This window comes from Psychrobacter sp. Pi2-52, assembly GCF_904846705.1.
Lineage (GTDB): Bacteria > Pseudomonadota > Gammaproteobacteria > Pseudomonadales > Moraxellaceae > Psychrobacter.
This window is the reverse complement of sequence record NZ_CAJHBS010000002.1, coordinates 24,158-50,730: the sequence shown is the minus strand read 5'-3', so window position 1 is coordinate 50,730 and position 26,573 is coordinate 24,158. Positions and strand designations below refer to the sequence as shown.

Sequence of the window (26,573 nt, the reverse complement as noted above, 5' to 3'; positions counted from 1 at the left end):
ACCGATATCTAGTTTGCAGATTTATACCAATATTGTCTCGTCCGTTAACGCACTCTCCTTTGTCACTCGCAGCACTTCTTCCAATGTCGTACGCCCTTCTATGACCTTACGCAAACCATCTGCACGTATCGATGGGGTCTGCTTGCGCGCATATTCTTCTAGCTCATACTCAGCCGTATTGCTATGAATCATACGGCGCAATGTATCGTCGATTGGCACGACTTCATATATAGCAGTACGTCCTTTAAACCCTGACTGATTACATTTATCGCAGCCAACTGGCTTGGGCAAACGAATCGACTCACTCGCTATATCTCTGGTATCACGTTTCAGCGTTGTCCCAATCCCAATTTCGGTAAATAGCTTGGCTTGCTCGGTATCGGCAGCCTGCCAGCTTTGACAATGTGAACATAAAGTACGTACCAAACGCTGCGCTACTACGCCAATAAGCGACGACGACAACAGAAACGGCTCAACACCCATATCCTGTAAGCGAGTGACCGCGCCAATAGCAGTGTTGGTATGCAGCGTCGATAATACCAAATGCCCTGTCAAAGAGGCCTGTACGGCAATCTCTGCTGTCTCTAAATCACGAATTTCACCAACCATCACAACATCGGGATCTTGACGCAACATCGCGCGCAAACTTTTAGCAAATGTCATATCTACTTTGTTATTGACCTGCGTCTGCCCGATACCATCAAGCTGAAACTCAATCGGATCTTCAGCAGTCAAGATATTGCGAGTTTGATCATTTAAATCGGTCAATGCAGAATATAACGTCGTGGTTTTACCCGAGCCAGTCGGCCCTGTTACCAAAATAATGCCGTGCGGACGATGGATTAAGCGCCTTAGCTCAGTATAGTCACTATCAGAAAGCCCCAAATACGTCATATTCAAACGACCAGCTTGCTTGTCTAATAGACGCATCACTACACGCTCACCAAAGCTCGATGGCAAAGTCGATACACGCACATCGACCTCTCGCCCTGCCAGTCTTAAACTGATACGACCATCTTGCGGCACTCGCTTTTCGGCGATATCTAACTTAGCCATTACCTTAATACGCGAGACTAACAATGGAGCCAGTTGTCGTTTTGGTGTGATGATTTCTTTTAGCTCACCATCAACTCGGAAACGAACGACCAAACGCTTTTCAAAGGTCTCAATATGAATATCTGAGGCACTTAAACGGATGGCTTCGGACAACAATGCATTAATCAAACGAATGATAGGTGCGTCGTCTTGTTGATCCATCAAGTCTTCAGTTTCAGGGACACTATCTGCCAAGCTATCGAGATCAGGATGGTCCTCAAGTCCAGCAGCAATATGCTGAGACTCTCCTGTATTGCCAGCATAAGCTGCGTTCATACGTTTTTCAAAATCGTCCGTGCTGACACTTTCGTAAGTGGGTACACCGCGAATGCCTTGCTGCTGTAAAAACCGTACCGCTTCGTTGATCGCTGACAACGGAGTCGCTTTGGTGAGTACCAATGTCGGCGGCAATTCAGGATCTATCGCAAGTATGGCCAAAATCTGATGGCGTTTCGCAAAGCTGTATGGCAACTGCATCATAAAGACGGCCCAATAAGTGAGGAGAGGATAAGAAGTACGCACGCCAAGACAGGATGGATGCCTTGTCTTTAACAGTTCGAATCAAAAAAGACTGCCAGTAAGGTTGCATGAGTTTGTTATAATAGCATTTTGTTTTAGACGGGTATTATTTTATGTGACTGGCGCTTTATACCTATTGCCCAGCACATATTATTACTATCAGAGTTAGCATATCATGCCTTTTTTTGCAGACCGCTTGCCATTGTCTATTACACCTTTTAGATTGCTTAGATTACCCATCATATTTTGTCTATCCCTTCTCCCGCTCGATATTAGGATTTTCCGTTATGTCAGAGAACGTTAGCACTACTCATCCAACACCACTTTTACAAGATACCTTTACTGTCGGTAGCCGTACCTTTTCTTCGCGTCTGTTAGTCGGTACCGGTAAATATAAAGACATGACAGAGACTGGAGAAGCGATTGCCGCTTCAGCAGCCGAAATCGTGACCGTTGCTATTCGCCGTGTCAATATTGGACAAAATAGTGATGAACCTAACTTATTAGATGTGATTTCACCTGATAAATATACGATACTACCGAATACTGCTGGCTGCTTTGACGCCGAAACAGCCATTCGCACTTGTAAGCTTGCTCGCGAATTATTGGGTGGGCATAATTTGGTTAAGCTTGAGGTATTGGGTGATGAGAAAACCTTGTATCCAAACGTTATGGAAACTTTAAAAGCCGCCAAAGTATTGATCGATGATGGTTTTGAAGTGATGGTTTATACGTCAGATGACCCTATCGTCGCACAAGAATTAGAAAGCATGGGCTGTGTCGCTATTATGCCGCTTGGCAGCTTGATTGGTTCAGGACTTGGTCTACTCAATCGTCATACACTTAGCTTAATAATCGAAAATGCTAAAGTACCTGTATTGGTTGACGCTGGTGTCGGCACTGCGTCTGATGCTGCACTTGCAATGGAGCTTGGCTGTGATGGCGTACTGATGAACTCAGCCATTGCCAATGCACAAAACCCGGTAATGATGGCACACGCAATGAAACATGCTATGTGGGCAGGCCGCGCTGCGTTTTTGGCAGGTCGTATGCCTATGCGTAAGATGGCTACTGCCAGCTCACCACAAACTGGGTATTTCTTTCAATAAATTGAAGCATAAATGACATGTCATAATAGAGCGTGTTGAGTATTTACGTATAGTGCTGTCAGTGCTATGGTTGATTGCTTAACACGCTCTATAAAATAATAAAAAATGTTATTTGATTGAATATCTACTCATTATAATTTTCACATAACACTTATCGTCATAAAAGGATTTATTATGCGACTTCTCACAGCAGTCGACCAGTTGTTTCTACTTCTTGAGTCGCGTAAACAGCCCATGCACGTTGGTGGCTTATTCTTGTTTGAATTGCCAGATGATGCAGGGAGCGATTTTGTCTATCAACTGGTCAAGCAGATGCAAGACTCTGATGTGCCGCCAAGCTTTCCATTCAACCAAGTGCTTGAACATTTGATGTTTTGGAAAAAAGACAAAAACTTCGATGTCGAACATCATTTCCATCATGTCGCATTGCCAAAACCTGCGCGTGCTCGTGAGCTATTGATGTACGTTTCACGAGAGCATGGACGTCTGTTGGACCGTGCCATGCCGCTGTGGGAATGTCATGTGGTTGAGGGTATTGAGCCCGAAACTGAGGGCAGCCCTGAGCGTTTTGCGTTGTACTTTAAGATTCACCACTCTCTAGTAGATGGCATCGCTGCGATGCGTTTGGTACAAAAATCGCTATCGCAATCAGCAACAGAACCCGTAACCTTGCCAGTGTGGTCGTTGATGGCGCGCCATCGCAACCATGTCAACGCTATCTTGCCAGCTGAAAGATCGGTCAAACGCATCATTAAAGAGCAAATCTCTACCATCAAACCTGTATTCACAGAGCTGCTAGACAACCTTAAAAACTATAGCGATGAAGGCTATGTCGGCACTTTTGATGCGCCTATGAGCATTTTGAATAAGCGCATTTCAGCATCTCGTCGTATAGCTGCACAGTCCTATGACATCAAACGCTTTAACGATATTGCAGAGAGATTGAATATCAGCAAAAATGATGTGGTACTCGCCGTCTGTTCTGGTGCCCTTCGTCGCTATTTAATCTCGATGGACGCCCTACCAAGCAAACCATTGATTGCCTTTGTGCCGATGTCGCTACGTACAGATAAGAGCGTCTCGGGCAATCAGCTATCATTTGTATTGGCAAATTTGGGTACCCATTTAGACAATCCTTTACGTAGAATAGAATTGATTCATCGCAGTATGAATAACGGCAAACGTCGCTTTCGCCGCATGAATCAAGCGCAGGTTATCAACTATAGTGTGATTGCCTATGCTTGGGAGGGTATCAATCTAGCGACAGGGTTATTCCCCAAAAAGCAGGCCTTTAACCTAATTATTTCTAACGTTCCTGGCTCTGAAAAGCCACTGTACTGGAACGGCGCGCGCTTGCAATCGCTATACCCCGCTTCTATTGTCTTTAATGGTCAAGCGATGAATATTACTTTAGCCAGTTATCTAGATAAGATTGAGTTTGGTATTACCGCTTGTAGCAAGGCGCTGCCTCGCGTACAAGATATGCTGATGCTGATAGAAGAAGAGTTGCAGTTGCTAGAAACTACCAGTAAGGAATTAGCATTCAAAGGTATTACCGTTGAAGATAAAAATGACAATAAGGGTAATAATCAAACAAAAAAGCTGGCTCCATAACGGAACCAGCTTTTTTCATTCATACTCAATCTAGATATTAACTATATCTAGGCGCTAAACGTTAATAGCATTAAGGTTAACGTTTAAATTGCGTCACCCCAGATTGGGACAACTGTTTGCATCAACGGCTTAAGCAATTTCACATTACAAGCGAAGATAGAGCCTGATGTCATAGAGTTGTGCGCGCCAGTATGATCAACCACCACACCGCGTGCTTCAGTTACGATAAGCTCGCCCGCAGCGATGTCCCAAGGCTTGATAGACATCTCAAAATAACCGTCAAAACGACCAGCGGCAACATAGCATAAGTCAAGCGCAGCTGAACCCATACGACGTACCTGACCACCTGCCTCAGATATCTTCTGTAAGCTCTCAAAGTGCTGTTTAGCATAAGAGATAACTTCGCCATTGCGCTTACGCTCAAGCGGATGACCGGTCGTAAAGAAACCGCCATCAATGGTTTTGCGCTCGCTCACTTGCATACGGCGATTGTTCAAGCGCGCGCCTTTACCGCGGCTCGCTGAGAACATCTCATCACGAACAGGATCATAGACCACACCGTGTTGGGTAACACCTTTATGCTGTACAGCGATAGATACGCAGAACTGCGGTACACCGTGGACGAAGTTCTTAGTGCCGTCTAGTGGATCGATAATCCAGCACCAGTCAGCATCTTCGCCGCGGCCTTCTTGCATACCAAACTCTTCACCCAAAAATGAATGATTAGGATAGCTGGCTTTTAGCGTCTCGATAGTGAGCTCTTCGCTAAAGCGATCAATGCGGGTAACCAAACCATCAAGTCCTTTAGACTCGATATCTAACTCGATTTTGTGGCGGTTTTGATGCGCATATAAAATCTCTTTACCAACTTTTTCAGCAGTACGCGCTGCGATGACGACCATGGGTTCCATAAATAACCTATTTGCTTGATGAATGAATATAAAAAAATAAGACTAACTTTGTGCCCACAACATGCCAAACAGCCGCCGCATCACACCACATCTATGCGATTAAAAACGTGTCTCTTATAAACGAAAACTTATAAAAGACACTCGCATTATACTAAAATTGTTCGATAAAAATGAAAAAACCGTTACGCTGACCAAGCCAGTACTTTGGCGATCATCTAAACTGCGCAAGTTGTAAAAAAGTTAGCACCTACGGCTAGCAGGCGTTTGCTCTGTTTAAAGAGCTTATATCGGTTTTAATTCATGCCTTTTTAGCGCATTAATTTTTTAAAATAATATTGTAACGCTTACGATAAGAGCGTTTTAAGCTGTTTAACCACGCCCTCGACATCTAGACCACAATCAGCTAATTGCTCTGCTTGAGAGCCATGAGCAATAAAGCGATCAGGAATACCGATATTAGCAATAGCTGGACGACTTTGCTTAAAGGCTGCCGACTCATTGAGTAAATATTCATTTGCTGCACTACCCGCGCCGCCCATAATCATGTGCTCTTCTAGGGTTGCTATATGAGTGACCCCTTGCGCCAGTAACGTCTCAAGCATGGCTGTATCTAGCGGTTTTACCCAGCGCATATTGACCACCTGTATCTGGCAATCTAACGCTGCATCGTTATCTGTTAGGGTTTCTGCTGCTTGCTGAGCAGTTGCTACCATCGTACCAAAGGCCAATAATGCCAATTTGTAAGGTGCATCAGCTTTACCTAATACTGACTCGACCACCGCTTCACCAACTTTATAAGTTTGGGCTGGCTGCTTAATATCAGCACCTGTGCCTGTACCACGCGGATAACGTACCGCCGTACAGCCTGGATACTCATAGCAAGTATTGAGCAAGTGGTAGCATTCGTTCTCATCTTTTGGCGCTGCAATCACCATATTAGGCACACAACGTAAAAATGCAAAATCAAACACGCCAGCATGCGTCGCACCGTCTTCACCGACTAAGCCCGCGCGATCGATGGCAAACATAACATCGAGGTTCTGTAGAGCCACGTCATGAATCAGCTGATCATATCCACGCTGTAAGAACGTTGAATAAATCGCGACAATAGGTTTGACGCCTTGAGTTGCCATCCCAGCCGCTAGCGTGACAGCGTGTTGCTCAGCAATAGCCACATCAAAGAAACGCTCTGGAAAGTGACGAGCAAAGTCCGTCATCCCTGAGCCTTCTTCCATAGCAGGGGTGACAGCTAGCAGCTTATCGTCTTCGGCCGCTTTATCACATAAGAACTGGCCAAACACTTGCGAATATTTTAATGCTGGCTTTGTACTTGGTTGTTTTTTTAGCTGCTCTATAGAGTTAGCTTTAGACTCTTCATGCTCTTTATGATTTTCGACTGGCAACTTACTGATTGCGTGATAGCCCACTGGATCTAATTCTGCTGGTGCAAAGCCTTTACCCTTAGTGGTATAGATATGCACTAGTACTGGGCCTTTTACTTGCTTCGCCAGTGACAATACGCGCAGTAGCTCAGGAATATTATGCCCATCAAACGGACCAAAATAGGTAAAACCAATCGCTTTGAATAAGTTGTCTTCTAGCTGCGGAACATCACGCATCTCTTTGTGACGTTTGCGGCGATCGAACGCTTGCATATCAGGACGGTGGCAGAGTACAGGCTCACCTGACTCAGAGATATCAACTTGATAACCTGATTCCCAAAGCATGGCTAAATGTCGTGAAAATCCACCAATAGAGCAAGATATCGACATATCATTATCGTTTAGAACGACCAACAAATCAGCATCTTGCTGTACTGCGTCATTCATGGCTTCAAATGCCATGCCGCCTGTCATTGCACCATCGCCGATGATGCAAGCAACCGTTTGCTCGCGGCCTTGATAACGCAGGGCGAGGCTCATACCCAAACCAGCTGAGATAGAGGTCGATGAATGCCCAACGCCAAATGTATCGTAGACAGATTCTGCGCGCTCAGGAAATGCCGTCAGACCATCTTTAGACCTGATAGTACCTAGCTGCTCACGGCGACCTGTCAGTACTTTATGAGCATAAGCTTGATGACCCACGTCCCAGACGATTTGGTCTTGCGGCGTCTCTAACAAATAATGCAATACTATGGTCAATTCGACCACACCTAAATTGGCACCAAAATGCCCACCGCTCTGACCAGCTGAATACAATAGAAAAAGGCGCAATTCATCGGCCAGCGTAATAAGCTTGGCAGTCGAAAGCGTGCTGAGGTCAGTGGGTGTATCAATTGCATCAAGCAATGGCGTATGAGGACGCACACGTGGAATCACAGTATAGGTCTGCTGTAAGCTCGATAGCTGAGCAGCAGAATCCAGCACTGATGTAGATAGGGACTGAGACTTTGGAGAATGAGGTGACTGCTGCATAAACCGTACGATACCTACCAATCTGCTGACAAGACGTGTCTTTAAAATATAGCGGTGACTATAATCAAAAGACGTCAATAATACCTACATCATTATTGATGTAATCGACCATATAATTATTCATGCAACTTTCGTATTTGTATAGCTGCGCTACTTACGACAGTACACACGCTAGCACAATAGACTGCGCGCCAATACCAACGTTTTGATATCAAAATATTGATGCTTTTATACTATTGACTACTGAGGGGTGACATTATGCCCTATTATTTTGCATCAATAGCGGATGTTAGTGACGACATAGTAATGTAAGGGTAAAGACTTGTCACTGTATCCGTCAAAATAGTATGGCATAATAGCATTTTTTTTTAATTGTCGCTTTAATCATCGTGCGTCGTCTGTGAACTTTGTGTGTTTTTATAAAAAATACAATGAGCACGCTGTCTTTATGAACAGGTTATACTGGTATCATCTTAATTTTAGCAGTAAAGTTTAGGTGACATGCTCATCTCAACTAATAGCTATCTTGAAAACAGTAGTTATCTCGAACAGTAACCGGCTCTAACAGCGCTCATCTCAAACAGCAATAACATACTTTTCACCGCCACGACTTTAGGCTTATGTAGGACAGCAATGTCATATCAATTTATCACTAGTGCCAAATTACCCACTCGTCACGGCGAGTTTGATATTCATATCTTTGAAAATAGCGAAGGTCAAGAGCATGTCATGCTGACCGTTGGTCTAGCTGTGGTCGATCAACAGACAGATGTCATGGCTAGCCAACCCTCAGACGACATGATATTGAACCAAAAGGATGAATCGATAGCGAAGCAAGTGCCGCTCATTCGCATTCATTCTGAATGTCTGACAGGCGACGCGTTTAGCTCATTGAAATGCGACTGTGGTCCGCAGCTCAATACTGCCATGCAAGCCATCCAAGAGTCAGGTTGCGGTGCGATTTTGTATTTGCGTCAAGAAGGCCGCGGTATTGGTTTGACCAATAAGATTCGTGCGTACGCCCTTCAAGATCAAGGGCATGATACGTTGGATGCCAATCTCATGTTGGGCTTGCCTGCTGATGCGCGTATCTATGATATGTGTGGTCCGATGCTTGCCCATATCGGTGTCGACGCTGTCAGGCTCATCACCAACAACCCAAACAAAGTTGCTTATCTAACTGAGCATGGTATTGATGTTGTCGAACGGGTGCCATTGTTGGTCGGTGTCAATGATATGAATGCGGAATATCTAGCAACCAAACGTGATCGCATGGGCCACTTGTTTGATAAAAATATCAATCTTGATATAGACGCTTCTCTCGATACAGACCTTAATACCGCCATACACCTGAATAAATAGATATTTTATGAGTATTACAAATACAAATAACGAAACAGACTTATCAACGGTAGCGTCCGTGACGACGCCAACCAATAACGACATCATGCGAGTGCGCGAATTTTTGGTTGATTTACAGGCGCGTATCTGTGAATCGCTAGAAGCACAAGAGCGTGACGGCAGCACTAATAACAACGAGTATGCGACCTTTGTTCCTGATGACTGGGAACGTCCTGAAGGCGGCGGCGGACGGTCGTGTGTATTGGCAGATGGCGAGGTCATCGAAAAAGCGGGCGTCATGTTTAGCCATATTCATGTACATAACCTCCCTGCCTCTGCGACCGCGCGTCACCCTAATATCGCTGGACGTAAAGCTCAAGCAATGGGCGTATCACTGGTTGTCCATCCCAAAAATCCAAACGTGCCTACTAGCCATGCCAATGTGCGTTTATTCGTAGCAGAAGCGGAAGGCGAAGCTCCTATCTGGTGGTTTGGCGGTGGCTTTGACTTAACGCCATTCTATCCAGTACTCGCTGATTGTGTACACTGGCATCAAGTCTGTCATGATCTATGTGCGCCTTTTGGGGACAATATCTACGCTGATTTCAAACAGTGGTGTGATGAGTATTTCCATCTACGCCATCGTGATGAGCAGCGCGGTATTGGTGGTCTGTTTTATGATGACGTCAGTACTGAAAGTCGTGGCTGGGACTTTGAGACTTGCTTTAACTTTATGAAAGCCGTGGGCAACGGTTATCTTGACGGTATCATGCCGATTTTTGAACAGCGTAAAAATATGCCTTATACTGAAGCGCAGCGCGAGTTTCAGCTCTATCGCCGTGGTCGCTACGTCGAGTACAATCTGGTCTACGATCGCGGAACGCTATTTGGGCTACAGAGTAATGGACGGATCGAGTCCATCCTAGTCAGTATGCCGCCGCTTGCCAGCTGGCATTATCGTTTTGAGCCTGCTGAAGGAACGCCAGAATTTGAGTTGACCGATTATTATCTAAAGCCGCGTGATTGGTTAGCACTGTAGTTTTCGTAAATATTGCAATACTCATATTTTTGGAAAATACTAAAAAGGTCAGCTACTATCGCTGGCCTTTTTTATTATCAGTACTATCCAAACGAGCTACTCCCACGTTGTTATCGTACAGAAATACGTTGTGCAGCTACTATACAATCATCACAATCAACTATAAGCAAACATAAGTAGCCATAACCAAGTTAAGGTATGCTTATTTAAAATATTACGAGGATATAACAACTATATAATTCCCATCGCCCAGATAACCGTTACAATAGAAGACGTTCTTTATTAGCAACTGTGCTCAGAAGAATTTTAGGCAGTATTTTGTATAACTATATTTTACGACGAAGCGAGCGTTTGTAATCACGCTTACTATTAGCCAAGTTTAAAGGAGTAAGTCATATGGCACAGGTTCATACCAACAAATCTTTCAAATCTCTGTTTAGCGTTACCTTGATGGCGGCTGCACTGGGTCTAACGGCCTGTAGCACCTCAACAGGATCTAACCCTGATGTGCAAGCCCGTCAAGACACTATGAAAAACTGGGGTGATGCAATGGGCATCATGGGTGATATGGCAAAAGCACCTGATACATTTGATGCCGATGTATTTAAAGAGCAAGCGGCGTTCTTGGCAGAAGATGCCGCCAAGCCTTGGAGTCATTTTGAAGACCCAGAAGCGGTAGGCAATGCTACCGAAGCGGTTTGGTCTAATGCTGATGGCTTCAGTGCTGAAGCTGAAAACTTCCAAAAGGTTACTGCTGAGCTAAATGCTGCTGCTCAAAACGCTACTAGCATGGACGATGTTAAACCTGCCTTTGGACAAGTTGGTGCAAGCTGTAAATCATGCCATACTGACTTTAGAGCAAAAGACGAATAAAGCTTTGTATTTATAGCAAGTAGATACGTATAAAAAAAACCGCCATATCAATGGATGTGGCGGTTTTTTAGTTTTCTAAATATTGTGGAAATCAAAGTTTTAACACTAATTAAATATTTCACCGAGCGCGCTACTCTGCCACTGTTTTATTCACGTCCACAATGTCTTGCTGCTCGTTCATTTTATTAACGATTGCACTCACTGAAGGATCACTCAAATCAATCGTACGTATTGGGAATGGAATGTTTACGCCCGCTACATCCAATGAGTTTTTGATACCTACAATTACTTGATGAATCGAGGCAACCTTATTGGCTTGCGTACCATCTTCGATAAACCAGCGTACCATTAGATCAATGGACGAACCACCAAAACCAGTAGCAATCACACTTGGTGTTGCTTTCTTCGAGACGCTTTCTATCTTATCTAATGCTTTTATAATCTCAGTTTTGGCCGCTTCGATGTCATCTTCATAACCGATACCAACTGCGACTTGCAGACGGCGTTGCTTATAAGCGGTATTGACGGTTAACGCCGAAGTATAAAGATCTGAGTTTGGAATCACCACTTGCCTGCCATCATAAGTTCTGATGGTGGTTGCACGGATTTTGATATCTTCGACCGTTCCTTCATAGTCGCCTGAAACAATCTGATCACCGATACGAAACGGCTCTGAAATCAGGAGCAAAATACCAGAGAGCAAGTTTTGAAAGATATCTTTAAAAGCAAAACCGATAGCAACGGAACCAATACCGAGCGCGCCAATCAACTTAGCAGGAGTGAACCCCGGCACCGCAATAACCATCGCTATCATAAAACCAATAAAGAAAATAAGCGCCCCGCCTACCCGCTGAAACACTTTGACCAAGTTCTGATGCCGACTACGACTGCCTAATAATTTGTGAACGATTTTTTTGAAAACAATCGATAAAAACCAAAAAATCAGGATAACGATAATTGATGCGACAAAATATGGGATACGCTCAACAAAGCCAACCCATATCTCATTTGCCGAACCAAGGATGCTTTGATAAGTTAATCCATCCGTCGTCGTAGCCTGCGCGGCTGTCTCAGCACTCAGTGTCGTTTCTGCCTCAGAGGTAGGCATCTGGGTGATACTCCTTTATTCTATTTATTTCTATTAACGCACTTATCTTAATAGGTGCTGTCGTTCTGACAATTAACCCATCAAATCGGCCTGTACGATTTCGATCCAGTAGCCATCTACATCTTTGATAAAGGCAATATTTTTCATGCTGCCATCTTCTGGACGTTTTTTGAATTCGACGTTGTTTTTATCAAACCAAGCAACCGCTTCATCCAAGCTTGGAACGCTAAAACAAATATGACCAAAACCTTGTGGATCTTGATTGCCATCATGATAGCTAAAGTCAGCTTTTGTCTCGGTACCGTAGTTGTGCGTCAACTCTAAAATACCACGCTGACGGAAAGCGAAAATTTCTAGATCATCGCCAGTTGGCAAGTTTTCACGCTCGCTTTCGGTCAACTTAGCCAAGAAATATAAATCGAATCCCATGTCAGGGAACTTCTTAACGGCAAGCAAGGTCATACCCAAGACACCAGTGTAAAACTCTAGTGATTTAACAGGGTCTTTGACACGCAGCATAGTGTGGTTAAAAGTAAAACCGGTCGTCTTTGATGAAATTGGCTGAACACCATCCGTGCTAACGCTGCTAGCAGGCTGGTCTATTGCGTCGTTATTGTTGTTAGATGAAGTAGACATAATTATCCTAATATAATTCAAAAAATAAATGCATAAACACGCAAATCACGATTGTCATGATTTGTGTCGTTCTCTTATCATAATAAAAAACGGCGAAATAACTGATAGGGTTTTGTAAGAATATGAACAAGGTATGTTCGTCTTTACACCCTAACTAGCTAGTTGTCTGAAGCTATCCAAGACTGACTAGCTATCTAAAAAACGCACTTTTCCTGTCTCAAGATCATACTCAGCGCCGACTACCAATAGCTGACCACTATTGGTTAAATCCTCTAATGCACGTGAGCCATGCTTTAGCTGACTGACTGACATACGTACGTTAGCGCGAATAGAGCGATCGACCAGCTCGTCTGCATCGACGTCTTGACCATTGGCAGTTGCTAGTTCGTGCAAGTTATAAACGCTTGGGCGAATACGATCAACGATAGATTGCAAGTTAGGTGAATAGTTCTGCTCAGGGTTAATCAATGTCTCAACGCAAGCAGTGACAGCACCACATTTTGAGTGTCCAAGTACCACTACCAATTGCGTGCCAAAGGCTTCAGCTGCAAACTCGATTGAACCAATCTGTGATGGTGCAACCACATTACCCGCGACTCGTATAACAAACAAATCTCCCAAACCTTGATCAAAAACAATCTCAACTGGTACTCGTGCATCTGAGCAACCCAAAATAATGGCCAATGGATTTTGATCCTTGACCAACTCTGGACGGCGCTGCATATACTCATCGGTACTGGTGAGGCTATCAACGTAGCGTGCGTTACCTGCTTTTAAAAGCTCAAGCGCTTCTTGACCTGTGGTTGGACGTATATCGGTAGGCATGAGAGATCCTTTATCATCAATAATATTAGAGTTATAAGCTGTTTTGCATACATGTATTCAAGCACAGATTGACTAATTATCGTCAAACTATCAGGCTAATCATGTTTGTCAGACATAACGTGATTGTATAGGAATAAAAACCAAAAAACGGTAAAAAAATTTGTCTAAATATCGCTAGGTGAATGTAGTCACATCTAAAAATACAGCTGTATATATCGCTGCTACAATAGTCCGACTCGCGTAACTTATAACGAACTTGCACTGAATTATATCAAGGGTTTGTTATAATACGCAGCATTCAGGCAGCATTCAGGCAGCATTCAGACCGCGCTTACGCTTACGCCAATCCTTATAATGACAGCCAGTTACCTTGGCAACTGTATACAGATATTGGACGCTTAGGAACAGATATTATGACCGATTTATCTCAAAATACGCATAACACCTCTGCGTCACCTCATGATGATCAGGTGCTGCTGCAACTGACTGGTGTAAAAAAAACCTATGATCAAACCGAAGTCCTAAAAGACATCAACCTTGATATCAAGCATGGTGAGTTTCTGACGCTACTTGGCCCATCAGGCTGTGGTAAGACGACATTACTACGCTTGATTGCAGGCTTTGAGCAGCCGAACGCTGGGGCGATATATTTGGATGGTGTACAGATGGCAGGCTTGTCCGCTGATAAACGCCCGGTCAATACCGTATTTCAGCAGTATGCGCTGTTCCCTCACATGAGCGTCGCCCAAAACGTCGCTTACGGCCTAAAGCTAAAAAAAGTCCCAAAAGATGAAATCCAAAGACGCGTCAGTGAGATGCTAGCGATGGTACAGCTAGAGCATTTAGCCAACCGCAAGCCGCAAGATTTGTCTGGTGGTCAGCAGCAGCGAGTTGCGATTGCTCGTGCGGTGATTAACCGTCCTAAACTGCTATTGCTTGATGAACCATTATCCGCACTCGACCACAAACTGCGCCTACAAATGCAGTCTGAGCTAAAACGTCTGCAACGTGAGCTAGGCATTACCTTTGTCTTCGTGACCCATGACCAAGAAGAAGCGCTGTCGATGTCAGACCGTATTGCCGTGATGAAAGACGGTACGTTCCAGCAAATCGGTGCGCCTATCGAAATTTATGAAACCCCTGCCAATTTGTTTACCGCCAAATTCATCGGCGAGACCAATTTGTTCAGAGCTGAGGTCAAAGGTGTCCACCTAGACCAGCCAGATCGCGATGGTAAAGTGACCAACGGACGTATCGAGGTCGAAGTCTGTGAAGCACAGGCGCAAGAAGGACCGACTACCTTACGCAACTTACGTCGTCCCAATTTTGCCAATGACGTGCAAGTGGGCGATATCGTCAATTTACTACTTCGCCCCGAAGATTTACGAATATATGATCCAAAAGATAACGAGCATAGCGGACTGCTAGGCCGTGTCATCGAGAGTAACTATAAAGGCAGTACCTTAGACTCGATTATCGAACTGGCAAATGGTCATATCATTAAGGCCTCTGAGTTCTTTGATGAAGATGATCCGAGCTTTGATTACAAACTAAACGAGGGCGTCAAAGTCTCATGGGTAGATGGCTGGGAATGGGTGTTGCCAGAAGACTCTGAAACTGTGCCAGACACGACTGTACAAAAGGATGGTAGCTGATGGCTCGCAACCACTTAGGCAGTAAAAGTCCATTTCGTACCGCTACGCTTTGGCTAATCTGGGGTTGGCTACTGATATTTGCACTATTACCAAATATCCTAGTCATCGCTGTCAGTTTTTTGACCCGTGATAGCAGTGCGTTTATTAGCTTACCTGTTAGCATCGACAGCTATGTGCGGATGATTGACCCGTTGTATTTTGAAGTGTTTGTCCACTCATTATGGATGGCAGGTATCACAACGGTTATCTGTCTACTGCTTGGCTACCCTTTTGCATGGCTGATCTCCAAAGCAAAAGTGCGCTGGCAGCCGCTGCTGATGCTACTACTGATACTGCCCTTTTGGACCAATTCCTTGGTACGGACGTATGCATTAAAGCTGCTCTTTGCTAACAATGGCTTGATTAATAAATTACTATTGGCCATCGGTGTAATCGATACGCCAATCGATATTTTATATACACAAGGCGCAGTGATTGCAGGTTTAACCTACTTGCTGTTCCCTTTTATGGTACTGCCACTATATGCAGTATTTACCGACTTGCGTAATGACATGCTACTGGCTTCGCAGGATTTGGGTGCAACTAAAACACAGACCTTTTGGCATGTGGTGCTGCCATTAACGACACCTGGTATTATTTCTGGTGTTCTGCTCGTACTATTGCCTGCGATGGGCATGTTTTATGTGGCTGATATCTTGGGTGGTTCTCGTAATTTATTGGTCGGTAATATTATTAAAAACCAATTTTTGGATGCGCGTGATTGGCCCTTTGGCGCAGCAGCTAGCGTATTGTTGACATTGGCTATGGCAGTATTATTACTTGCTTACCGTGCCAGTAGCCGCCGCATTGGCAAGACTAACTTTAACGAGGTGGCCTAATGTCTTATAGCTCACCGAATAAAAAAACTCGTACGCTCAAGATTGGCAGTATCGCCGCCAAAGGCTATCTCGGACTGATTTATGCCTTGTTGTACCTGCCCATCATTGTCTTGGTGGTGATGTCCTTTAACAAATCAAAAATCGGCTACAACTGGGGCGGCTTTAGCTTAAAGTGGTACGAATCACTGTTTAACAACCAAGCGATGCTCGATGCTTTTTGGCACTCTATTGTATTAGGATTGGTGGCGGCCACTGTCTCAACGTTGATAGGCACACTCACTGCCCTAGCCTTACACCGTTATAATTTTCGTGGTAAAGGCTTATTAAATGGATTGCTATTTGTCCTGATGATGTCGCCTGAGATTGTACTCGCTATTTCATTGCTAGCACTGTTTTTATTAATTGGTTTGCAATTGGGCTTTGTCTCGCTGCTATTGGCGCACATTACTTTTTGCTTACCCTTCGTCGTCATTACCGTTTTTGCACGATTGAGCAGTTTAGATGAGCGCTTGATGGAAGCGGCACGCGACTTGGGTGCTAACGAATCAACCATGGTGCGCACCGTATTGATTCCAGTTATCTTGCCAGCCGTCATGGCAGGTTGGTTACTCGCCTTTACCTTGTCGCTAGACGATGTGGTGGTTTCGACCTTCGTCACAGGACCCAGCTATGAGATTTTACCGCTACGCATTTATTCTATGGTGCGCGTAGGACTCAAGCCAGAAGTCAACGCCATTGGTACGTTATTGCTAGTTGCCTCGCTAGTATTAGTGGTTATCTCACAGTTATTATTACGCAAACGCTAGATGTTGATTGCTGACTAATTGCTTATTAACCGAGCATTAATAACGGACTATGAGTGAAAGTCAGTGCTATATTGACTATAATGAATTTTTCTCACCTTAGCGGTTAGGTTATATTATGCTTGAGCTACGTCATCTTAATACATTAACCGCGCTACGGGCGCATGGTTCACTTGCAGCAGCGGCAGATGAGCTGCACGTTACTGCTTCCGCCGTTTCGCATCAATTAAAAGAGCTTGAGAACTATTACGACATCAGTTTGGTTAATCGTCGGACGCGCCCGCTTAGTTTTACGCCAGCTGGTAAAGCAGTATTGGCATTGGCAGACAATATCCTACCGCAAGTAACTCGTACCAAATCCAACCTTAAACGCTTAGCGCATGGTCAAGCAGGCAGATTACGCTTAGCGTCTGAATGTCATAGTTGTTTTGATTGGCTCATGCCGATACTTAACCACTATCGCCGAGAATGGTCAGATGTCGAGCTAGACTTTGCCACAGGGTTTGAGCCTGAGCCGCATCATCTTTTGATGGAAGGTGATATTGACCTGCTTATTACTACCAGTGATTTACCGCTTGACGGTATCAGTTATCAGCCATTATTTGAGTACGAGAGTCGTTTGGTGCTTTCACCAACACATGATTTAGCTGCTCAGAAATTTATTGAACCTGATGATTTGGTTAATGAGACATTGATTGCCTATCCCGTAGAAGCCAAGCGTCTCGATATCATTGCCAATTTTATGACGCCAGCACAAGTAAGCTTTGAGAGTGTTCGTACGACAGAGCTGACCGCGATGCTGATTCAGTTGGTCGCTAGTGAACGCGGTGTCGCAGCATTGCCTGATTGGGTGGTTGCTGAATACGAGAAAAAAGGTTGGGTCGTCTCGCGGCCACTAGGAGAAGGTGTGCATTGTCAGCTGTACGCCGCAACGCGTACCTCAAGTAAAGATACGGCGTATATGCAGGGATTTGCGAGCTTATTGGAAGGGATAGTGAAGCCGTTATAGTTTCATTACTAATCACTTTTTTATAGTGATGAAATATTATTCACCTTTTCATATCGTAATGAATGTTATGGTAAATAATGGTTCCCTAGTGAGGACTTGAATCCTAGGCTGTAGGCTAGTGGTAGCGATGGTTCGAGTTGTTGGAGTAACAGCAGTGTACTTCATGGTGTACTTACCATGCATATCCTATTCGTGATCGGTGCGCTACAAAGGAATCGATCTATAGGCTGTATGCTCACTATTTTTGACAACTCAGCGAATGATTTGAAAGAACAGTCATATGAGTAATATAAATGAAGATGACCTGAGCCTAAAGGCAGGTAATATGAAACTGTGGATGAGCGCAGAGTATAGTGGAGATATAAGTGATGAGCTTAGAATTTCACAAAACTTTGTAGAAGATGAAATTAATGCGAAAATTGCAGACAAAGACTATGATATAGACTTAGACAAATGGCGCTGCATAGCAATTTTAATGAAAGACAAAGCAGACCAAGAGCGGTATTGTGAAATCATAAAATACTCGTCCAAGACTAAGAAAATGGATTTTAAATTACAAATTGACTACCCTGAATTTGTAAATGGAGATGCCAAGCGTCAGCAACAGCTGATCTACGAGATGCTGATGCGAAGTCTAGATTTATTAATTGAAAAGGGACTAAACGAAGCAGGCATTGAAAGCTTACGTCAAGATACACAAAGCGTTGCCCTAAAAAACGGCTGGATAACCACTCATTAATAGCATGGATCGTATCAAAAAGGCTTAGTGTTTACTAAGCCTTTTTTAGTTTGCTAAGAGCGCAAGAGCAAATGTGATCCCTGCTTATCCCAACTATGACCCTAACTATGTACCACCACATATAGAAAACAATGCTGACTATTAAGAAGTATAACAATGTATACCCCAACGGAACCAGCTAACTCACTCTCCAAACGTATTAATAGACTACTTATAACAGACTGATATAGTGGAACCACTTATAACAGACTATTAAACGATTAATATCTCTTAACGGCTACAAAACTAGCTTAAAGAAATAAAAGCCAAGCGCGGTTGCCAGTAAGGTTAACCCAACATGCAAACCGATGAGTGCTAAACCTGCTAGCAACCGCCCGTCATGAATAAAGCCAAATACCTCTGCACTAAACGTACTAAACGTCGTCAGCCCACCTAAAAAACCCGTAATGACAAACACGCGTACATGATCAGATAAGTTGCTTCCCATGCGCTCAAACCATACTAGCGCAAGCCCTATCAGCAGTCCGCCTAAGATATTGGCGCTCAGGGTACCGAGTGGCACCCAACCGTGCAAGGCATTAAAACGCGATAGCCAAGCTCGCAGACAAGCACCAAATGCTGCGCCCAAACCAATAGCAAGCCACTGCATAAACTGTCCTTAATTCATATAAACGTGTTGGACCAAATACTCATTTATACGGCTGGCAATTCTGTCATCGGCCAACGCGGAATACAGCTAACGGCCAAATCATCAGACTGTCCTGCTTGCAAGCGCTCAAAACCTGCATAAGCAATCATCGCGCCATTATCCGTACACAGCGCAGGCGGTGCATAATGGACCGTCGCATTGATCTTAGCCAGTTCCGCTTCTAATGTCTCGCGCAGATGAGTATTGGCACTGACCCCGCCCGCAATTACTAAACGGCTCATATCTGCTTGCTTAAGTGCTTTGACACATTTTTTCACTAGCGTGTCGACCACTGCATGCTGGAAACTGGCAGCAATATCAGCGCGAACTTGTGGATCACTATCAGCGCCATTACCCGACCCTCCCGAGCATGGTGTATCTTTAATCAGATTATGCACGGCTGTTTTCATGCCACTAAACGAAAAGTCTAGACCCCGATGGAGCATTGGTCTTGGGAGTGCGTAAGCGTCAGGATTACCAGCTTCTGCCAGCTTAGCAATATTAGGACCGCCAGGATAAGGAAGACCCAACATTTTAGCCGCTTTATCAAAGCACTCACCCGCCGCATCATCTATCGACTCACCCAATATCTCATATTGCCCAACACCGTGAGCAGCAATCAGTAACGTGTGCCCACCAGATACCAGTAGCGAGACAAAAGGAAATGCCGGAGGGTTCGCGCCCATAAGCGGCGCCAAAAGATGCCCCTCCATATGATGAATACCAATCGCAGGGATATCCAAACCATATGCTAAACTACGACCAAACAGTGCGCCCGTCATCAATGCACCAATAAGACCAGGTCCTTTAGTATAGGCAATCGCATCGATGTCGCTTTTTTTCATATCGCATTGCTCTAGCAGCTCATTCAATAACGGCACGAGCTTACGAATATGATCGCGGCTAGCAAGCTCAGGCACAACGCCACCATAAAGTGCGTGCAGCTCAATCTGAGAGTACAGTACTTGCCCGACCAAACCTTGGTTGTCGCTATTTATTTGCTCACTATCAAAAATCGCTAGCCCCGTCTCATCACAAGAGGTCTCTAAGCCCAATACTTTCATACTTTTGCCTTTATACTTTCGTTTTCGTGCTATTTTTGTCGCACTTTTATCTTACATCATTTTGAAAAGTTGGATGACGAATACAGCCAGTCACACACTATCTCAAATTCGCTTGATACAGCTGTATATTCTCAGACTGGCATGACAAAAAACGTGCATAAAAAAACCGTCATTGTCAGTCACAATGACGGCCAGTTTAGCAAATTTCAATAGCTGACATACTCTATATATATCGTATCAGCTTACCGACGCTAGCATATAATCAACAGCCGCTTTAACTTGTGCTTCGGTCACACCATTTACTGCTTGCGCTGGCATTTTATTAAAGCCTTTAGCCGAGTGCATGTACAGTGTTTCTTTATCTTTGGTCAGACGAGCTGTCCAAGCCGCTGTATCACCATACTTTGGCGCATCGAGCAAACCTGCAGCATGACAAACCTGACAATTTGATTCATACAGTTTAGCACCTGCATCTGCGGCCAACACTTCAGGCTCAGAATCAGTTGCAGGTGTTGCCACTTCTTCATCTGCCATGTCAGCAGACTCTGTTGCTGCTTTTGGTTCTGTATCTGTATCTGTTTCTGGCTCAACCATAGACTCAGGTGTCGTGCCTTCTGTTTCTGCTACAGCTTTCTCTTCTATAGCGGTAGCAGGTTCATCGGCTACTGCAGACTCTTCCGTAGCTGTGTTATCACCGCTACAAGCACTCACGGCAAATACCACACTCATGCTGATCACAGACAATTTCAGCTTGTTCATATATGGTTGTATATCAATCATGGTTTTACCCTTACTTAATCAGTCTGCAATCAATTAGTGATACGTTATATCAGCTTAAAGTACTTACGTATACGACCAACGACTGCTTAATATTCAATTGAGCTAATAGTCCATTGACCACTAAATTACTCAGCAGTGGCTGCAGCTGTATCGTCAGTAGCCGCCATATCAGCGCTGTCAGTAGGAGCAGCGGCTGTATCCGTACTATCGGTAGCTGCGGCTTCTGCAGTATCAGCGTCAGCCGTTCCTGCTTCGGCAGTAGCCGTAGCGTCAGCTTCTGTACCCGCTGCATCAGCTGCTGGCATTGGTGCTGTCTCTGGGAACTCCATTTCTTCAGCTGGTGGCGCATTTTTGATGGCAAGCTCAGCAGCTTCGTCAACGCGATCGATTGCCATTACTTCTTCATGCTCTTCACCGCCACTACAAGCGCTCACGCTCACACCTAAAGCTACAATAAGTGCGGTGCTTAATGCCGTGTTAAATACTGTTTTTTTCATTCCAACATCCTCAATAAAATACACACAAAACGGTTCATAGGCTTACTATAATATGGGAATTATCATAGCATAAACTCCAATCAAACCGTTATAGACGGTAGGGATTTTTTATTGATAAAGCGTTGTATATATGTCGAATTCATAGTTTGAGAGCCAAATTCAAATAGCTATCTAATTGAATACCTTATCGGCAATAAATGCTTAAAATCATTGACTTTGTTGGTATTTTTTATTAAAATACCTGCCCTTACGCTAATGCGTGAGAATTGTCCTAGTTTGAGCTGATGCCTGTAATCTTGAGATATTACGGCTAAATACTAATACACAGCCAAACTAATGCCCTTATATCTCATCCTAATCGAGGAGTCTTCATGCCTGCAGTTAAGGTTAAAGAAAACGAACCAGTTGATATCGCTATCCGTCGTTTCAAACGTGCTTGTGAAAAAGCTGGTGTATTATCAGACGTACGTAAGCGTGAGTTTTATGAAAAACCAACGCAAGTACGTAAGCGTAAAAAAGCTGCTGCCGTAAAGCGTTATAAGAAGAAGTTACAACGCGAAACTATTCGTACCACTCGTATGTACTAATCAGTAATCTGATTAGTTAAGTACAAGCGCTACACTAACGCCACTGTTATCAATTGATATCAGTGGCGTTTTTTATGCTACAATTTTTGTTATTACTGCTGACATAATTTTTTATTAAAACCACTATCAGCAGGTTTGGTTCTAAAAATTTAACAAACGACCTCTAACGAATAGCATTTAACAGATCGATAAGGATAATAGCAGTGAGCCAACTTAAACAGACGTTATCAGATAATATCAAAGTTTCAATGAAAGCTCGTGAGCTTGAGCGCGTCAAAGTACTGCGCAATGTACAGTCAGTAGTGAAACAAATCGAGATTGACCGTCAGACAGAACTTGATGATGCGCAAGTATTAGAAGTTTTGCAAAAACAGCTAAAGCAGCGTCAAGAGTCACTAACTATCTTTACAGAAAATGGCCGTGATGACTTGGCCACCAAAGAGCAGTTTGAGATTGATATTATCAACGAGTTTATGCCGCAGCAAATGAATCAAGACGAGATCATGGCATTGGTAAATGCTGAAATCGCTGAGCAAGGTGCGACGTCTATGCGCGATATGGGCAGCGTCATGGGTGTCTTAAAGAATAAAACAGCTGGCCGTGCTGATCCTGCTTTGATTTCTAAAATGGTCAAAGATGCGCTACAAGGCTAGCACTTGCTATTGATTGGCAGGCTACTCTGTACAAATAACCGCCTAAGGCTTAAAGTCTTTGGCGGTTTTTATTGCTTTGAGTTCTGCATTAATATTAGCCAATAACGGACGCGCACTATTGGCTTGATCCGTGGTTTGCAGATTTTCCGTCAACTGTTTGGCCTGTGTCAAAGAGGTCAGCGCACTCTCATAACGCCCGTTCCATAGCTGATCATAACTACGATAGCGCAATGCATTAATCGTCGCGATATTGGCTAACTGTGGTGAGGTGGTTGTCTTAGCAAGTTTTTCATTGGCAAGTTGCAAGCTTTGCCATGCATAACGATCGCTTGGCTGCTGTTCTGTTAGTGGCTTCAACAGCGCTTGAGCTTTTATCGGTTGATTACTGTTAGTCAGCGCTTCGGCCAGATAAAGACGTAAATCACGGCGCTCAGGATATAGGCGCTGTTGGCTCTCTAAGACATCTACGGTTTGTTGCCATTTGCCTTGTTCATTTAATAACTGACTGTGGGTAATCGACAATAGAGGCTCTAAATTTTGACGCTGCGTGCTTGATAACGCATTTATCTCCGCCAATACCTTATTAGCATCTGTAAAACGCTGCTGCTCTCCATACCAATGCATTAGCGCAAGTTTGGCCCCGAGACTGTTTTTGGCAGCTGTTGTCAGTGTGACTTCGGATGCATGTTTACCAGTCACTTGAACACGCCAATACAACAAATCAAACAATGCTTGATGGCGCTGCTGTTGGCTCAATGAGAGCGCTGGATACTGCTGAGCGCGACTTTGTGACTCGCTCAACCGCTCATTACTCAGAGGATGTGAGCGCACAAAACTCGGTAAAAATTGATTCTCAACTTGGTTTAACTGACTCTGCTGATTCATCGTGGCAAAGAACCGTGGCATCGCCCGAGGATCATAACCCGCTTGGGTCATAATCTGCATCCCTACTCGGTCAGCCTCGCGTTCATTACTGCGGCTAAACGCCATGCTGCTATTCATAGAGGCTGTCTGACTGCCCATCATCACAGCCGCAGCGGCATCACCATCGACAGCTGAGGCAGCAATCGCAGCTAACATACCGCCTAGCTGCATTAGCAAGGCTTTTTTACGTTCGTCAGCGCCGCTCTCGTAGTGCCGTTGACTGATATGCGCAACTTCATGCGCGACGACGCTTGCCAGCTCATCCATGCTACTAGCTGACAGTATCGTCCCAGTATTGATACCGATTACGCCGCCAGGCGCTGCAAAGGCATTAATACTGGGGTTATCAATAATAACGACGCCAAGTGGTGCTTGCTGACGAGCTTGGGCATTGAGACGCCACGTCATGTCTTTTATCGTTTCTTGTACCCAAGGATCATGCTCCATTCTGACGCGGCCATTGATATTCTGTAATGACCACTCGCCAAGCATTTTATTCTGATATTGCTCAGCAAAGCTCAAGCCTTGCCCGCGCAGGTTTGGTAGATCTAGCGTTTGCGGATCTATGACTTGCCACGAGCTATCAGCAAATGGCAGCGTTTGGCTCTCACGACTATGTGCACCGCTAGCCATGGCTAGCAGCATCATTGACAGCCCTACCTTGATACTATTTGGCAAAGCTACACTCATAAAATGACGTTTACCTTTTTGCTTAGACAGCATAATCGGCAAGCCTACAGAGTTGGTGGCTATTAAAGAGTTGTTGCTGTTGGGTCGCTTCGTTCTATGAGCGTGGTACAAGTGTATATCCTATAAGATGATTGACGACGTCTTTTCGACTATACGAGCTTGTTTATACAAGGTCAATTCTACAATGAACTTAACTACCAATAACTTAGCCACCCGTCACGATTGCGCAACATGGCTGTGTAATTATTCATTGGAATATTATTTATGCAGTAAGTCTCAATCGTATAACTATTAATCGGGCAATTGCCAATCGTGCAACTCCTGGTTATATGATTCTAGTGAACCGAACACAGCGTTGATTATATTCAACTGCAACTATACATCGTCTATTTGGTATAATAAGCAACAATGATAGTAGGTTTAGATGACTGTGATGACGACCTCATAATTTATGATTGATGGATTATGTTCGTACTAAATATCAAAGCCCATTACTAATAGAACAAATTAAAATATAGACATCTACAAGGTTTAAGTTATGCCCGCTGCTAGTGAATTAGTCATCAAACGTGTATCGCACTTTATGCAATTATCAGCGAATTTGACTGATGCACAGCAGAACGATATTGCGAGTTTACTAGAGTTGCTACCGACTGAAAGTCATAGCTCAGATAACGTAGCTATAGAGCAATCTGAACTAAATATAAAAAGCTTCGTTGATGGACGCGGTCTTGCATGCCCGATGCCATTGTTAAAAACGAAGGTCGCATTACGTGACGTAACAGTTGGCGAATCACTGTACGTGGTTGCAACCGACCCTAACTCGCAAGCTGATATCACAGCGTTTTGTAGACAAAGTCAGCAATCACAGTCGGCAAATTATTTAGAGCTAGTGGTCAATGAAGGTACTGACCACTCGTCAGTTGATGGCACATCATTACAGCGTTTCGCTACAATATATCACTTCATCATTACCAAAACTGATAGCAACTAAGCGCTGCTATCCTTTACAATTAAATCATAAAGATTTTTATCTGACTATTTGCTTAACTATTTAACCAAGGTCAAGAATATGGCTAATACTTCTACTGATGCTGTAAATACAAATAAAAAAGATGGATCAGCTCCTATAAAAAATGATGCACGCGATGCTGCATTAAAGGCCGCTGCTCAGCGACCTCCCTATGACGCGAGTACATTGGGCAATACCAGTACGCGCGACTTAGTACCAGCTATGCCAACTCACCTGTCAGCGCCAGGGGTCAACTTGGGTGCGTATATCAATACTGTCCATCAAATCCCGATTTTGACGCCAGTACAAGAGCAAGAGTTGGCGCATCGCTATTATGATGAAGGTGATGTCGAAGCCGCTCGTCTACTGGTGATGTCACATCTACGCTTTGTAATTCATATCGCACGTAGCTACTCGGGTTACGGATTGCCTCAAGCAGATTTAATCCAAGAAGGTAACTTAGGATTGATGAAAGCAGTCAAACGTTTTGACCCGAATAAAGGCGTACGTCTGGTGTCGTTTGCCGTACATTGGATTAAAGCTGAAATTCATGAGTTCGTGATTCGCAACTGGCGTATCGTCAAGGTTGCGACCACCAAGGCTCATCGTAAACTGTTCTTTAACTTGCGTAGCCTTAAGAAGACCAATAATCAGCTGACCTTAGAGGAAGCGGACGCTATCGCTAATGACTTAAATGTTACGCGCAAGCAAGTGTTAGAAATGGAATCACGTCTGACTTCTTATGACGCTTCGTTCGAGGCGCAGTCAAGCGACGATGATGATGGTCGCTATGCCCCTCAGCTATTTTTGGAAGATGGAATTGATCCAGCTGAGCAGCTAGAGGAAGCGGATTGGGAAGAGAACAACTCATCAGCACTCATCGCTGCGATGGGCACTTTAGATGATCGTTCGCGTGATATCGTCGAACAGCGTTGGTTATCTGAGCAAAAATCCACCTTGCATGAGTTAGCAGCAGTTTACTCTATCTCAGCTGAGCGAGTGCGTCAGATCGAGAAAAATGCTATGGACAAAATCCGTGATGCGATGACCATTGATAGTGTGATTTTGCCAGATGATATTCAGTAGCCTTAAGATGATACGAGCTGT

General features: G+C 44.2%; 25 protein-coding genes. 14 read left to right on the top strand and 11 right to left on the bottom strand.

The genetic code is table 11. The features are described 5' to 3' along the window. Positions 1–21: 21 nt before the first annotated feature. Positions 22–1,575, bottom strand: a complete 1,554-nt coding sequence (gspE, locus tag JMY00_RS01465; RefSeq protein WP_201578853.1) for a type II secretion system ATPase GspE — start codon at positions 1,573–1,575, stop codon at positions 22–24. 326 nt (positions 1,576–1,901) lie between these two features. On the opposite strand from gspE, the gene JMY00_RS01460 reads away from it, so the two are divergent. Beyond that, positions 1,902–2,723 (top strand): thiazole synthase, encoded by an 822-nt coding sequence (locus JMY00_RS01460; protein ID WP_101205496.1) that lies wholly within the window; start codon positions 1,902–1,904, stop codon positions 2,721–2,723. 174 nt (positions 2,724–2,897) lie between these two features. Beyond that, entirely contained in the window at positions 2,898–4,337 is a 1,440-nt protein-coding gene (locus JMY00_RS01455) for a wax ester/triacylglycerol synthase family O-acyltransferase (protein ID WP_201578852.1), read from the top strand. 83 nt (positions 4,338–4,420) lie between these two features. On the opposite strand, the gene JMY00_RS01450 is transcribed toward JMY00_RS01455, so the two are convergent. Next, on the bottom strand, positions 4,421–5,248 hold the full coding sequence (locus JMY00_RS01450; protein ID WP_057758174.1) for an inositol monophosphatase family protein: 828 nt from the start codon (positions 5,246–5,248) through the stop codon (positions 4,421–4,423). 344 nt (positions 5,249–5,592) lie between these two features. Then, on the bottom strand, positions 5,593–7,665 hold the full coding sequence (dxs, locus tag JMY00_RS01445) for a 1-deoxy-D-xylulose-5-phosphate synthase (RefSeq protein ID WP_201578851.1): 2,073 nt from the start codon (positions 7,663–7,665) through the stop codon (positions 5,593–5,595). A 633-nt stretch (positions 7,666–8,298) separates the two neighbouring features. Between dxs and ribA the strand changes: the two genes are divergently transcribed. The 3 genes from ribA (at position 8,299) to JMY00_RS01430 (ending at position 10,918) form a co-directional block, all read left to right on the top strand. Beyond that, on the top strand, positions 8,299–9,027 hold the full coding sequence (ribA, locus tag JMY00_RS01440; RefSeq protein WP_201578850.1) for a GTP cyclohydrolase II: 729 nt from the start codon (positions 8,299–8,301) through the stop codon (positions 9,025–9,027). 58 nt (positions 9,028–9,085) lie between these two features. After that, entirely contained in the window at positions 9,086–10,045 is a 960-nt protein-coding gene (gene hemF, locus JMY00_RS01435; RefSeq protein ID WP_201578979.1) for an oxygen-dependent coproporphyrinogen oxidase, read from the top strand. Between the two features lie 396 nt (positions 10,046–10,441). Further along, complete coding sequence (locus tag JMY00_RS01430) at positions 10,442–10,918, top strand: cytochrome c (RefSeq protein WP_201578849.1); 477 nt, start codon at positions 10,442–10,444, stop codon at positions 10,916–10,918. Between the two features lie 130 nt (positions 10,919–11,048). Here JMY00_RS01430 and JMY00_RS01425 read toward each other — a convergent pair whose 3' ends face one another. From JMY00_RS01425 to JMY00_RS01415, 3 genes are all read right to left on the bottom strand, one after another. After that, on the bottom strand, positions 11,049–12,026 hold the full coding sequence (locus JMY00_RS01425; protein WP_201578848.1) for a mechanosensitive ion channel domain-containing protein: 978 nt from the start codon (positions 12,024–12,026) through the stop codon (positions 11,049–11,051). Between the two features lie 72 nt (positions 12,027–12,098). Further along, complete coding sequence (gene gloA, locus JMY00_RS01420; protein WP_201578847.1) at positions 12,099–12,662, bottom strand: lactoylglutathione lyase; 564 nt, start codon at positions 12,660–12,662, stop codon at positions 12,099–12,101. Between the two features lie 186 nt (positions 12,663–12,848). Continuing rightward, a complete protein-coding gene (locus tag JMY00_RS01415; RefSeq protein ID WP_057758161.1) occupies positions 12,849–13,487 on the bottom strand; it encodes a carbonic anhydrase in 639 nt (212 codons plus the stop codon). Positions 13,488–13,900: 413 nt separating this feature from the next. Between JMY00_RS01415 and potA the strand changes: the two genes are divergently transcribed. The 5 genes from potA (at position 13,901) to JMY00_RS01390 (ending at position 18,571) form a co-directional block, all read left to right on the top strand. After that, positions 13,901–15,142, top strand: a complete 1,242-nt coding sequence (gene potA, locus JMY00_RS01410) for a spermidine/putrescine ABC transporter ATP-binding protein PotA (protein ID WP_201578846.1) — start codon at positions 13,901–13,903, stop codon at positions 15,140–15,142. After that, positions 15,142–16,020, top strand: coding sequence for a spermidine/putrescine ABC transporter permease PotB (gene potB, locus JMY00_RS01405; RefSeq protein WP_201578845.1), 879 nt, complete (start codon positions 15,142–15,144; stop codon positions 16,018–16,020). The genes potA and potB overlap by 1 nt, the downstream gene beginning before the upstream one ends. Beyond that, complete coding sequence (potC, locus tag JMY00_RS01400) at positions 16,020–16,826, top strand: spermidine/putrescine ABC transporter permease PotC (RefSeq protein ID WP_201578844.1); 807 nt, start codon at positions 16,020–16,022, stop codon at positions 16,824–16,826. The genes potB and potC overlap by 1 nt, the downstream gene beginning before the upstream one ends. A gap of 115 nt (positions 16,827–16,941) precedes the next feature. Beyond that, positions 16,942–17,832 (top strand): LysR family transcriptional regulator, encoded by an 891-nt coding sequence (locus JMY00_RS01395; protein ID WP_201578843.1) that lies wholly within the window; start codon positions 16,942–16,944, stop codon positions 17,830–17,832. Between the two features lie 280 nt (positions 17,833–18,112). Next, a complete protein-coding gene (locus JMY00_RS01390) occupies positions 18,113–18,571 on the top strand; it encodes an Imm44 family immunity protein (RefSeq protein ID WP_201578842.1) in 459 nt (152 codons plus the stop codon). A gap of 277 nt (positions 18,572–18,848) precedes the next feature. On the opposite strand, the gene crcB is transcribed toward JMY00_RS01390, so the two are convergent. The 4 genes from crcB to JMY00_RS01370 form a co-directional block, all read right to left on the bottom strand. Next, positions 18,849–19,220 carry a fluoride efflux transporter CrcB gene (crcB, locus tag JMY00_RS01385; protein WP_102078044.1) on the bottom strand — a complete coding sequence of 124 codons (372 nt, stop codon included), beginning with the start codon at positions 19,218–19,220 and terminating at the stop codon, positions 18,849–18,851. Positions 19,221–19,264: 44 nt separating this feature from the next. Continuing rightward, the gene (tsaD, locus tag JMY00_RS01380; RefSeq protein WP_201578841.1) at positions 19,265–20,323 is read right to left on the bottom strand and encodes a tRNA (adenosine(37)-N6)-threonylcarbamoyltransferase complex transferase subunit TsaD; all 1,059 of its coding nucleotides are present in this window, start codon (positions 20,321–20,323) and stop codon (positions 19,265–19,267) included. Positions 20,324–20,560: 237 nt separating this feature from the next. Next, positions 20,561–21,103 (bottom strand): c-type cytochrome, encoded by a 543-nt coding sequence (locus tag JMY00_RS01375; RefSeq protein WP_201578840.1) that lies wholly within the window; start codon positions 21,101–21,103, stop codon positions 20,561–20,563. Between the two features lie 125 nt (positions 21,104–21,228). Beyond that, complete coding sequence (locus JMY00_RS01370) at positions 21,229–21,600, bottom strand: hypothetical protein (protein WP_160021059.1); 372 nt, start codon at positions 21,598–21,600, stop codon at positions 21,229–21,231. Positions 21,601–21,971: 371 nt separating this feature from the next. On the opposite strand from JMY00_RS01370, the gene rpsU reads away from it, so the two are divergent. Then, the gene (gene rpsU, locus JMY00_RS01365; protein ID WP_010195908.1) at positions 21,972–22,187 is read left to right on the top strand and encodes a 30S ribosomal protein S21; all 216 of its coding nucleotides are present in this window, start codon (positions 21,972–21,974) and stop codon (positions 22,185–22,187) included. A 203-nt stretch (positions 22,188–22,390) separates the two neighbouring features. Next, positions 22,391–22,840, top strand: a complete 450-nt coding sequence (locus tag JMY00_RS01360) for a GatB/YqeY domain-containing protein (protein ID WP_057758141.1) — start codon at positions 22,391–22,393, stop codon at positions 22,838–22,840. Positions 22,841–22,882: 42 nt separating this feature from the next. Here JMY00_RS01360 and JMY00_RS01355 read toward each other — a convergent pair whose 3' ends face one another. Continuing rightward, on the bottom strand, positions 22,883–24,454 hold the full coding sequence (locus JMY00_RS01355) for a M48 family metalloprotease (RefSeq protein WP_240990613.1): 1,572 nt from the start codon (positions 24,452–24,454) through the stop codon (positions 22,883–22,885). 538 nt (positions 24,455–24,992) lie between these two features. On the opposite strand from JMY00_RS01355, the gene JMY00_RS01350 reads away from it, so the two are divergent. Next, complete coding sequence (locus tag JMY00_RS01350) at positions 24,993–25,448, top strand: sulfurtransferase TusA family protein (RefSeq protein WP_201578839.1); 456 nt, start codon at positions 24,993–24,995, stop codon at positions 25,446–25,448. Between the two features lie 240 nt (positions 25,449–25,688). Continuing rightward, positions 25,689–26,552 (top strand): RNA polymerase sigma factor RpoH, encoded by an 864-nt coding sequence (gene rpoH, locus JMY00_RS01345; RefSeq protein WP_197099889.1) that lies wholly within the window; start codon positions 25,689–25,691, stop codon positions 26,550–26,552. Positions 26,553–26,573 lie beyond the last annotated feature (21 nt).